Source organism: Sphingomonas sp. LH128, assembly GCF_000293195.2.
In the GTDB taxonomy this organism is placed as follows: Bacteria; Pseudomonadota; Alphaproteobacteria; order Sphingomonadales; family Sphingomonadaceae; genus Novosphingobium; species Novosphingobium resinovorum_A.
This window is the reverse complement of the sequence record NZ_ALVC01000362.1, coordinates 18972-29468: the sequence shown is the minus strand read 5'-3', so window position 1 is coordinate 29468 and position 10497 is coordinate 18972. Positions and strand designations below refer to the sequence as shown.

The window sequence follows — 10497 nt, the reverse complement described above, 5'->3', positions numbered from 1 at the left end:
CACCAACCGGCGCGGCCGCCTACCGGCCATCATAATTGACGCCGACCGGACTCCGTAATCGTCGCGCTACACGATTCCCGCCGATGCGGCATCGGGGCTGCCAATCAGATAGCAGCCATCGAGATTGTTGCCATTGAGTTTTACGTCGCGGATATCATAGGACGCCTTTGGTCTCAGCATCCAGCCCTTGAATCCGGGGGCAGCGTTCAGGACGCTTTGCTTGTCTCCCGTGTTGCGATGCCCGCTTATGACAAGGTCCGTACCGTCAGGGGGCCTGATCTCGGCATTGATCTGGTAGATTGCGCCAGGCCGAAGCAGAACCGGCTTGCCCGATTTCACTGCTTGTTGAAGCGCAGACGTATCAATCGAGGCATTGGCCACATTGCCGTCGCCGATGGCCCCGAATGATTCAGGTGTGACCCAGTTTATGCGGTCTCGGACGGTTCCGCCGCTATCCATTCCGATCAGTGAGGCGCCTTTGCGCGGCGCTTTGGAAGCAAGGTTTTGGCGGTGGGCTGTGTTCGCACCGCGCGCAAGGATATCGATAGGCATGGATCGTCTCTCCTACGGAAAAGTTTGCGTCGGCTATTGCGCGACCCGATAGGTTAACGACCCCGAAGTCAGGGTAATCGCGAGGTAGAGAGCAGCACCGCTTTCGAATTCCTCCCACACCGGCTCACAAACATTTTGCGAGAAAGTGCCCCAGGCATCGCCCCCCAGCGTCAGGGGCTGCTGCGTCACTCCGCCATCGATAGAACGGAGCAGGGTGGCGGAACCTTGCCAGATCCCTGTCAGGGTAATGAATACCGGTCTTCCCGGCGCTGGAAGGAATGGCCCAGTCGATGTGCTGGTCGCCGTGGTGCCAGTCAGAGGTTCGGGGGTGGAAACCGACAGCGTCGTGACCGGCAGGGGGCGGCCGTTTTCCACTAAGGACAGACTGCTGCTTTCTCCATCGGTGAAACCGATAGCGAAGGCGGTCGCATAGCCCGAAGGCATCTGGATAGGGCTGGTGGGCATTGGGGCTCCTCGGCTTGGAACGGAACCCTTATCCAGATACGCATCTCAAATTGTGTAGGAAAACGCCATTTAGGTTAAATATTCTTAATTGAGAGTAAGCCTTTGCAGGCTCAGTTCCCCTTCTGCTTCGGCACCGAGAACGTGCCGGATACCCGACCATTCGGTCCGGCCGAGGCAGAGGAGACGCCGCTATTGAGGTCCACCACCAGTCGGCCGCCACGCAGCACGTCGCCGTTGCTGCGCTTGATCGTGGCATTGCCGGTCATGGTGATGATGCGCTGGTTGAAGTCGTAGACCCCGACATCACCCGTCGCGGTTTCGTCGGGGCGAGAGACGACAACGCCACCGCTCGCGGTGATGCGCTGGATCTGCATCGAGCCTTGATTGGTGAAGTTCACCACCGTGCGCGACGCGCGCAGGCGCAGTTCGGCCTGCTTCACGTCGACATTGCCGGACAGGATTACGCGATCCTGCTTGTCCTGCAGTTCGATGCGGTCGGCGGCATAGTCCACCGGGGCGTTGGAGTTGTGACCGTTGAAGACCTGCGCGCCCAGTTGCTGCGACCCGGCAAGGGCGGCGAGGCCCAGCACCGGCAGGACCAGTGCGGTACGGTAGAGCATGCGGGGGGCGGCGATCATTGCGGTATCCTGAGTTTGCCCGGCGTCATGCGCAGGCGGGCGTTGCCTTCGAGGGTCACAGTGCGGTTCTCGAGGTCGGCTTTCATTGAGTCTGCACGGAAGGTGCCCGTCGGCACAGTGCCATCGACACCCCCTGTACCCACGGCGGTCTGTTGCTTCACATCGATGGCCACATTGCGCGTGGTCATCTTGTACCCGTCGGGAGCGGCGAAGTTGACCGGACCATCGATTGCGATCTGCTCGCTGTCGTAGTTGTAGGCGCCGCGCGGGGCGACGATTTCGGCCGGGCCGTCGTTGAGGTTCATCAGGGCCTTGAGGCCCAGCATCTCGACGATCGGCGTGGTCGCGCTCTTCTGCACGGCGGTTCCGGCATTGACCGTGAAGTCGCGGTTCTTGTTGTCCTTGCCGCGATAGGCGGCATCGTCCGCGCGCAAGCGTTCGCTGGTGATCGCAACCTTGTTGCGGTCGAGCAGGAAGCTGATCTCGCCGCGCGGGGACAGCGGAACGAGAATCATCACGGCGGCGACAAGGCCGATACCCGCCGGGAGCACCTTTGCCAGCAGCCCGACGAGCCGATCATGCGAGCCACCGGGCGCGGCGAAGTGCCGGCGGCGGTTCTGGATCTTGATAGCTTCGACGGACATGGCGTTTCAGGTAACTCCCGTGGACGGGTCAGGCTGCTTCGTGGCTGAAGATGTCGTGGTCCGGCCAGCCTGCAAGGTCCAGCCGGGCGCGCGCCGGAAGGAAATCGAAACAGGCCTGGGCGAGTTCGGTGCGGTTCTCCCGCGCCAGACGCACCACGAGGATTTCGTGCATCGCATGCAGGTAGCGCACGTCGGACGCGGCGTAGTCCTTCTGAGCCTCGGTCAGTTCAGGGGCGCCCCAGTCGCTCGACTGCTGCTGCTTGGACACTTCCTTGCCAAGCAGTTCGCGCACCAGGTCCTTCAGGCCGTGGCGGTCGGTGTAGGTGCGAACCATCTTACTGGCGATCTTGGTGCAGAACACCGGCGCGGCGGTTACGCCGAGGTAGTGCTCGATCGCGGCGAGGTCGAAGCGGGCAAAGTGGTACAGCTTCAGGCGCGCCGGATCGGCCAGCACGGCCTTCAGGTTCGGTGCGGCGTAATCGCTGCCGGGCTTGAAGCGGACGAGGTGCTCGTCGCCCTTGCCGTCCGAAATCTGCACGACGCAGAGCCGGTCACGGGCGGTGATGAGGCCCATGGTCTCGGTGTCGATAGCGACGGGACCCGGCGCGAGCACGCCTTCGGGGAGATCTTCTTCGTGGAGATGGACAGCCATGATCCGAAAATGCTTAGGGACTGGCTGGCGGTTTCGCAATGGCGCGCGCACTGCCGCGCGGGTTTTTCGGAAAGGTTGAGGGCATGTCGGCAACACAGGACGTCCAGGCCGTTCCGGAGAGCTGGGCTTCCGCGCTGGGGCCGGTGCTTGCCACCCCCGAGGCGCGCAGGCTGGGCGGCTGGCTCAAGGCCGAGGAAGCGGCGGGCAAGGTGATCTATCCCCCGCGCGGCACCCGGCTGCGGGCTCTGGAACTTACCCCGCTCGATCAGGTGCGCGTGGTCATCCTGGGGCAGGACCCCTACCACGGGCCGGGGCAGGCGCATGGCCTGTCGTTCTCGGTGCAGGAGGGGGTGAAAGTGCCGCCCTCGCTGGTGAACATCTACAAGGAACTGGCGACCGACTGCGGTGTCGCCGCGCCGGGGCACGGCAATCTGGAGCACTGGGCGCGGCAGGGCGTGCTGTTGCTGAATAACGCGCTGACGGTGGAGGCCGGGCAGGCCGGTTCGCACCAGAAGCGCGGCTGGGAAGCGATCACCGACGCGGCCGTTGCGGCCGTTGCGGCGAAGGCGGAGCCCTGCGTGTTCATGCTGTGGGGCAGCCATGCGAAGAAGAAGGCGCTGAGCGTGCCGGGGCTCATGGAGAGCCATCATCTGGTGCTGACGGCGCCGCATCCGAGCCCGCTGTCGGCTTATCAGGGATTCTTCGGCTGCGGGCATTTCAGCCGGGCCAATGCGTTTCTCGCGGAGCATGGGCGCGGCACGATCGACTGGTGATTCCGAATTCGTCGTCCCGGACTTGATCCGGGACCGGTGCCTGTCTTTAGGCTCAAGCTGGCCGGTGTGCGCTGTGAGGGCGACTGTTCACGGCCAGCGGTCCCGGATCAAGTCCGGGACGACGAATCAGGCCGAACGGCCCTCTACCGCCTCGTCCATCACGTAGTGGCTCATTGCGCCGCTGATCGAAAGATCGCCGAAGCAGGCTCGGAATTTGCCGAATGCTTCGAGCGTGCGGGCGTTCTGGTGGGCTTCCATCGATGTCCACACGACGTTGAAGGTGAACTTCGAGGGGTTCTCCACCCCGCGCCCGAAGCGGGCGGAGACGACGCCCTCGCAGGTGGCGAGGTGGGCTATCCCGGCATCGCGCATGGCGCTGGCGAACTGGTCTTCGGCTCCGGGACGCACTTCGATTTCCGCGATTTCGAGCAGCATGACGGGTCTCCCTTTGGGTGCGGAGAGAGCCGGGCGATGGGTTCGGGGTCAAGGCGGCGGGAGAAGTGATCGCGCGGGCGTGATGCGTGCGGCGAGGGCTTCGACAAGCTCAGCCTGAGCGGGTTGGAGCCGTTCTTTAAATTCCGCTCAGGCTGAGCTTGTCGAAGCCCCAGAGGCAAGGCGCAACGAAAAAGAGGCGCGCCTTGCGGCACGCCCCCTCTCAATCCGGCAACGCCGCAAATCAGCGCGGCAGCTGGCTCACGCCCATCAGCGCCTCGTCCACCGAACGCGCGCACTGGCGGCCTTCGCGAATCGCCCAAACGACCAGCGATTGACCGCGGCGCATGTCGCCGCAGGACCAGATCTTCTCGTCGCTGGTGCGGTACTCGAAGACGTTCGCCTTCACGTTGCCGCGCGCGTCCAGTTCGACGCCCGACTGGTCGAGCATGCCGGCCTTGCGCGGGCCGAGGAAGCCCATGGCGAGGAAGATCAGGTCGGCTTCGAGCGTGAACTCGCTGCCTTCGATCTCCTGCATCTTGCCGCCCTTCCACTCGACGCGGACGCATTCGAGGCCCTTGACGTCGTTGTCGCCGATGACGCGCTTGGTCAGCACGGCCCAGTCGCGGGTCGCACCTTCCTCGTGGCTGGAAGAGGTGCGCAGCTTGAGCGGCCAGAACGGCCACGACATCGCCTTGTCTTCCATGGTCGGCGGCTTGGGCATGATCTCCAACTGGGTCACCGAAGCGGCGCCCTGGCGGTTGGAGGTGCCCACGCAGTCCGAACCGGTGTCACCGCCGCCGATGACGATGACGTGCTTGCCGGTGGCCGACAGGGTGCCGCGCGGGGCGGCGCGCAGTTCGTCGTCGCCGGCGTTGCGCTTGTTCTGCTGGGTCAGGAACTCCATCGCGTAGCGCACGCCGGGAAGCTCGAAGCCGGGGATCGCGAGCGGGCGCGGGTCTTCCGCGCCGCCGGCGAAGACCACCGCGTCGAAGTTCTCCTTGAGCGAGGCGACCGAGACGGTGACGCCCACTTCCACCGACGTCTTGATCTCCACACCTTCCGCCATCATCTGCACGAGGCGGCGGTTGATGAGGTGCTTCTCCATCTTGAAGTCGGGGATGCCGTAACGCATCAGCCCGCCGACGCGGTCGTTCTTCTCGAACAGCGTGACCGAGTGACCGGCGCGCGCCAGCTGCTGGGCGCAGGCCATGCCCGCCGGGCCGGAGCCGACGACGGCGACCGACTTGCCGGTGCGCTTCTCAGGCACCTGCGGCGTGATCCAGCCTTCCTGCCATCCCTTGTCGACGATCGCGCATTCCACCGACTTGATGGTCACGGGCTCGTCGATGATGTTCAGCGTGCATGCGGCCTCGCACGGGGCGGGGCAGATGCGGCCGGTGAACTCGGGGAAGTTGTTGGTCGAGTGGAGGACTTCCAGCGCGTTCTTGAAATCGTCCTCGTAGACCAGGTGGTTCCAGTCCGGGATGATGTTGTTGACCGGGCAGCCGGTGTGGCAGTGCGGCACGCCGCAGTTCATGCAGCGCGACGCCTGTGCCTTCAGCGCCTCGGGCGAGAGGGGGACGACGAACTCGTTGTAGTTCTTGAGGCGATCCTCGACCGGACCGTACGTGCGGTCCTTGCGGTCGAGTTCGAGGAAGCCGGTTTCCTTGCCCATTGTGATACGTTCCTAAATCTTATTCTGCTGCGACCGAGGCGGCTTCGAGGCGTTCAGCCTCCTGCTGGCGCAGGGCCTTCGCGAAGTCGCGCGGCATCACCTTGACGAACTTGCCCAGCGTGGTTGCCCAGTCGTCGAGCAAGGCGCGGGCTCGTTTCGAGCCGGTGTGCAGGTGGTGGCGTTCGAGCAGGATGCGCAGGCGCTCCGCATCGTGGCGCAGCATGTCGCCCATGCCCAGGTCGCGGACCGAGACGGTGCGCTGCTGGGGACGACCCGTGCCTTCGTCCTCGTCGGCTTCGGCCGAGATCGGCTGCAGGTCCACCATCGAGGGGTTGACCAGCTTCGCGAACTCGCCGTCCTCGTCGTAGACATAGGCGATGCCGCCCGACATGCCCGCCGCGAAGTTGCGGCCGGTCTTGCCCAGCACCATCACGACGCCGCCGGTCATGTACTCGCAGCCATGGTCGCCGCAGCCTTCGACGACCGCGATCGCGCCCGAGTTGCGGACCGCGAAGCGCTCGCCCCCGACGCCGTTGAAGAACGCCTCACCGGAAATCGCGCCGTAAAGCACGGTGTTGCCGACGATGATGTTCTTGAGCGGGTCACGGTTCACGTGGCTCGGCTGGCGCACGATCACGCGGCCGCCCGACAGGCCCTTGCCGACATAGTCGTTGGCATCGCCGGTCAGGTCGAGCGTGACGCCGTGGGCAAGCCAGGCGGCGAAGCTCTGGCCGGCGACGCCGGTGAGCTTCACGTTGATCGTGTTGTCGGGCAGACCGTCATGGCCGTAGCGACGCGCCACCTCGCCCGAGAGCATCGCGCCGACCGTGCGGTTGACGTTGATGACGGGCTTTTCGATGCGGACGGCTTCGCGCTTTTCCAGAGCATCGGCAGCGCCCTCAATCAGCGCGTTGTCGAGCGCGTGTTCGAGGCCGTGGTCCTGCACTTCGCTCCAGCCCAGCGAGGGGCCGTCGCCCAGCGGTGCCTGGTAGAGCACCTTGGAGAGATCGACGCCCTTGGCCTTCCAGTGGCTGATGGCCTTCTTCATGTCGAGGCGATCGACGCGGCCGACCATCTCGGGGATGGTGCGGAAGCCGAGTTCGGCCATGATCGCGCGCAGTTCTTCCGCCACGAAGAAGAAGTAGTTGATGACGTGCTCGGGCTGGCCGGTGAAGCGCGCGCGCAGCACCGGGTTCTGCGTGGCGACACCCACCGGGCAGGTGTTGAGGTGGCACTTGCGCATCATGATGCAGCCCGCCGCGATCAGCGGCGCGGTGGCGAAGCCGAATTCCTCGGCGCCGAGCAGCGCGGCAACCGCGACGTCACGGCCGGTGCGCAGGCCGCCGTCGGCCTGGACCACCACGCGGCTGCGCAGGTTGTTGAGCAGCAGGGTCTGCTGGGTTTCGGCGAGGCCGATCTCCCAGGGCGAGCCCGCGTGCGTCAGCGAGGTCAGCGGCGAAGCGCCGGTGCCGCCTTCGTAGCCCGAGATCGTGATGTGGTCCGCGCGCGCCTTGGAGACGCCAGCCGCAACCGTGCCCACGCCCACTTCGGACACCAGCTTGACCGAGACGCGGCTGGTCGGATTCACGTTCTTGAGATCGTGAATGAGCTGCGCGATGTCTTCGATCGAGTAGATGTCGTGGTGCGGCGGCGGCGAGATCAGGCCGACGCCCGGGGTCGAGTGACGGGTCGCGCCGATGGTCTTGTCGACCTTGTCGCCCGGGAGCTGGCCGCCTTCGCCGGGCTTTGCGCCCTGCGCCATCTTGATCTGGATGTCGTCGGCGTTGACGAGGTACTCGGTGGTGACGCCGAAGCGGCCCGAAGCAACCTGCTTGATCGACGAGCGCATGGTGTCGCCGTTGTCCAGCGGTTTGAAGCGCTTGGGGTCTTCGCCGCCTTCGCCGGTGTTCGACTTGCCGCCGATGCGGTTCATCGCCACGGCCAGCGTGGTGTGCGCTTCCCAGCTGATCGAACCGTAGCTCATCGCGCCGGTGGCGAAGCGCTTCACGATCTCGCTGGCGGGCTCGACGTCGTCGATGTGGATCGACTGGCCGGGCACGAAGTCCATCAGGCCCCGGATCGTGAGCATGCGCTCCGACTGGTCATTGATGGTCTGCGCGAAGGCGCGGTACTTCTCGGGCACGTTGCCGCGCACGGCGTGCTGGAGCAGGCCGATGTTCTCGCTGGTCCAGGCATGTTCCTCGCCGCGCACGCGCGATCCGTAGATGCCGCCCACGTCGAGCATGTTCTTGAACACCGGGTTGTCGCCGTAAGCCGCATCGTGACGACGCACGGTCTCTTCCGCGATCTCGGCAAGGCCCGCACCCTCGATGGTGGTGGCGGTTCCGGAGAAGTACTTATCGACGAACGCGGTGGACAAGCCGACCGCGTCGAAGATCTGCGCGCCGCAGTACGACTGGTAGGTCGAGATGCCCATCTTGGACATGACCTTACGGATGCCCTTGCCGATGGCGTAGACGTAGTTCTTCGCCGCCTGCTCGGCCGAGACCGGCAGGTTCTTGCGCACCCGCATTTCCTCGATGGTCTCGAGCGCGAGGTAAGGGTTGATCGCTTCGGCGCCGTAGCCCGCCAGAGCGCAGAAGTGGTGCACTTCGCGCGCTTCGCCGGTTTCGACGACAAGGCCGGTCTGCATGCGCAGTCCCTGGCGGACGAGGTGGTGGTGGACGGCGGCCGTCGCCAGCAGCGCGGGCATGGCGATGCGGTCCGGGCCGACGCTGCGGTCCGACAGGATCAGGATGTTCTTGTCCGCCAGCACCGCTTCGGTCGCGGCCCAGCACATTTCCTTGATCGCCAGCTCAAGCCCTGCGGCGCCGGTCTTGGCGTCCCAGGTCATGTCGATGGTGCCGGTGCGGAACGCGCCGTCGAGCGCGGCCTCCACCGAGCGGATCTTGGCAAGGCCAAGGTCGGTCAGGATCGGCTGGCTGACTTCGAGGCGCTTGTGCGTGCCGGCGTCATGACCCAGCAGGTTCGGGCGCGGGCCGATCATGGTGACCAGGCTCATCACCAGTTCCTCGCGGATCGGGTCGATCGGCGGGTTGGTGACCTGCGCGAAGTTCTGCTTGAAGTAGTCGTAGAGCAGGCGCGACTTGTGCGACAGCACCGGGATCGGCGTGTCGGTGCCCATCGAACCCAGCGGATCGTCGGCGTTTACGGCCATCGGTTCGAGGAAGCGCGTGGTGTCTTCCTGCGTGTAGCCGAACGCCTGCTGGCGATCGAGCAGCGTGCCGGTGGGCTTGGGCAGCTCGGCCAGTTCGGGTTCGATCACGTCGAGATCGGCCAGCTTGTACTGCGTGCGGTCGAGCCACTCTTCGTAGGGCTCGGCCTCGGCCAGCTTGGTCTTGATCTCCTCGTCCTCGATGATGCGGCCTTCCTCGAAGTCGATCAGCAGCATGCGGCCGGGCTGGAGACGCCACTTGCGCACGATGTTGTCTTCCTTGATCGGAAGGACGCCGCTCTCGGACGCCATGACGCACAGGTCATCGTCGGTGACGAGGAAGCGCGCCGGGCGCAGGCCGTTGCGGTCCAGCGTGGCGCCGATCTGGCGGCCATCGGTGAAGGCGACGGCGGCGGGGCCGTCCCACGGCTCCATCAGCGCGGCGTGGTATTCGTAGAACGCGCGCCGTTCCGGGGTCATCAGCGGGTTGCCCGCCCATGCCTCGGGCACCAGGATCATCATGGCGTGAACCATGGAGTATCCGCCCGCGATCAGCAGTTCGAGCGCGTTGTCGAGGCACGCGGTGTCCGACTGGCCGTGCGGGATCAGCGGCCACATCTTGTCGAGATCGGCGCCGAGCAGCTCCGATTCCATGGTGCGGCGGCGCGCGTTCATCCAGTTCACGTTGCCGCGAACGGTGTTGATCTCGCCGTTGTGCGCCATGAAGCGGAACGGGTGCGCCAGCTTCCAGCTCGGGAAGGTGTTCGTCGAGAAGCGCTGGTGCACGAGGCCGAGGGCCGAGACGAATTCCGGGTTGCGCAGGTCGTCGTAGAACGAGCCCACCTGGGTCGCCAGCAGCAGGCCCTTGTAGACGATCGTGCGAGTCGAGAAGCTGGGCATGTACAGCTCGGTGAGCCCCGGCATGTCATGCTTCTCGGCCAGCGCTGCCAGCGGGTTCTGGGTCTGCTTGCGGATCGCCAGGATCTTGCGCTCGAAGGCGTTCTGGTCGGCGCAGCTTTCACCGCGCCCGACGATGCATTGGCGGATCACCGGCATCGATTCGAGCACGGTCTTGCCGAGGCCGTCGAGCGTGACGGGCACGTCGCGCCAGCCGATCAGGTGCTGGCCTTCCTTCTTGATGAACTTCTCGAAGATCGAGACGATCATCTCGCGCGCGGCATCGTCCTGCGGCAGGAAGCACATGGCGACCGCGTAGTCGCCCGCCTGCGGCAGTTCGAGGCCCTCGGAAGTGGCCCAGGTGCGCAGCAGCGCATCGGGAATCTGGGTGAGAATACCAGCGCCGTCGCCCAGCAAGGGGTCGGCGCCCACCGCACCGCGGTGGTCGATGTTTTTCAGAATCTCCAGAGCCTGGGTAATGATCGCGTGGTTTTTCTGGCCCTTGATATGGGCGACGAAGCCCACACCGCAGGCGTCGTGTTCATTGCGCGCGTCATAGAGGCCCTGGGGCTTAGGAAATCCCATCGATAT

Annotated in this window: 9 protein-coding genes; 1 reads left to right on the top strand and 8 read right to left on the bottom strand. The window is 65.1% G+C overall.

Features of this window, described 5'->3' with window-relative positions:
• Positions 1-66: 66 nt before the first annotated feature.
• The 5 genes from LH128_RS25020 to LH128_RS25000 form a co-directional block, all read right to left on the bottom strand.
• Positions 67-552, bottom strand: a complete 486-nt coding sequence (locus LH128_RS25020; protein ID WP_008832485.1) for a hypothetical protein — start codon at positions 550-552, stop codon at positions 67-69.
• Between the two features lie 33 nt (positions 553-585).
• Positions 586-1017: a hypothetical protein gene (locus LH128_RS25015; protein ID WP_008832484.1), complete on the bottom strand. Its 432-nt coding sequence runs from the start codon at positions 1015-1017 to the stop codon at positions 586-588.
• A gap of 110 nt (positions 1018-1127) precedes the next feature.
• Positions 1128-1655 carry an LptA/OstA family protein gene (locus tag LH128_RS25010; protein ID WP_008832483.1) on the bottom strand — a complete coding sequence of 176 codons (528 nt, stop codon included), beginning with the start codon at positions 1653-1655 and terminating at the stop codon, positions 1128-1130.
• Positions 1652-2299 carry an LPS export ABC transporter periplasmic protein LptC gene (gene lptC / locus LH128_RS25005; RefSeq protein WP_008832482.1) on the bottom strand — a complete coding sequence of 216 codons (648 nt, stop codon included), beginning with the start codon at positions 2297-2299 and terminating at the stop codon, positions 1652-1654. Before lptC ends, LH128_RS25010 begins: the two co-directional genes overlap by 4 nt.
• Before the next feature lie 28 nt (positions 2300-2327).
• Complete coding sequence (locus tag LH128_RS25000; RefSeq protein ID WP_008832481.1) at positions 2328-2951, bottom strand: ribonuclease D; 624 nt, start codon at positions 2949-2951, stop codon at positions 2328-2330.
• A gap of 83 nt (positions 2952-3034) precedes the next feature.
• On the opposite strand from LH128_RS25000, the gene ung reads away from it, so the two are divergent.
• Positions 3035-3724, top strand: a complete 690-nt coding sequence (ung, locus tag LH128_RS24995; protein WP_037521256.1) for a uracil-DNA glycosylase — start codon at positions 3035-3037, stop codon at positions 3722-3724.
• Between the two features lie 126 nt (positions 3725-3850).
• Here the strand turns inward: ung and LH128_RS24990 are convergent, their stop codons facing one another.
• From LH128_RS24990 to gltB, 3 genes are all read right to left on the bottom strand, one after another.
• Positions 3851-4159, bottom strand: a complete 309-nt coding sequence (locus LH128_RS24990; protein WP_008832479.1) for an antibiotic biosynthesis monooxygenase family protein — start codon at positions 4157-4159, stop codon at positions 3851-3853.
• Positions 4160-4400: 241 nt separating this feature from the next.
• On the bottom strand, positions 4401-5834 hold the full coding sequence (locus LH128_RS24985) for a glutamate synthase subunit beta (RefSeq protein WP_008832478.1): 1434 nt from the start codon (positions 5832-5834) through the stop codon (positions 4401-4403).
• A 19-nt stretch (positions 5835-5853) separates the two neighbouring features.
• Positions 5854-10491 carry a glutamate synthase large subunit gene (gene gltB, locus LH128_RS24980; protein WP_008832477.1) on the bottom strand — a complete coding sequence of 1546 codons (4638 nt, stop codon included), beginning with the start codon at positions 10489-10491 and terminating at the stop codon, positions 5854-5856.
• Positions 10492-10497 lie beyond the last annotated feature (6 nt).

Coding starts and splice junctions, on each gene's coding strand:
- LH128_RS25020 (WP_008832485.1), bottom strand. CDS start 552: ATGCCTATCGATATCCTTGCGCGCGGTGCGAACACAGCCCACCGCCAA.
- LH128_RS25015 (WP_008832484.1), bottom strand. CDS start 1,017: ATGCCCACCAGCCCTATCCAGATGCCTTCGGGCTATGCGACCGCCTTC.
- LH128_RS25010 (WP_008832483.1), bottom strand. CDS start 1,655: ATGATCGCCGCCCCCCGCATGCTCTACCGTACCGCACTGGTCCTGCCG.
- lptC (WP_008832482.1), bottom strand. CDS start 2,299: ATGTCCGTCGAAGCTATCAAGATCCAGAACCGCCGCCGGCACTTCGCC.
- LH128_RS25000 (WP_008832481.1), bottom strand. CDS start 2,951: ATGGCTGTCCATCTCCACGAAGAAGATCTCCCCGAAGGCGTGCTCGCG.
- ung (WP_037521256.1), top strand. CDS start 3,035: ATGTCGGCAACACAGGACGTCCAGGCCGTTCCGGAGAGCTGGGCTTCC.
- LH128_RS24990 (WP_008832479.1), bottom strand. CDS start 4,159: ATGCTGCTCGAAATCGCGGAAATCGAAGTGCGTCCCGGAGCCGAAGAC.
- LH128_RS24985 (WP_008832478.1), bottom strand. CDS start 5,834: ATGGGCAAGGAAACCGGCTTCCTCGAACTCGACCGCAAGGACCGCACG.
- gltB (WP_008832477.1), bottom strand. CDS start 10,491: ATGGGATTTCCTAAGCCCCAGGGCCTCTATGACGCGCGCAATGAACAC.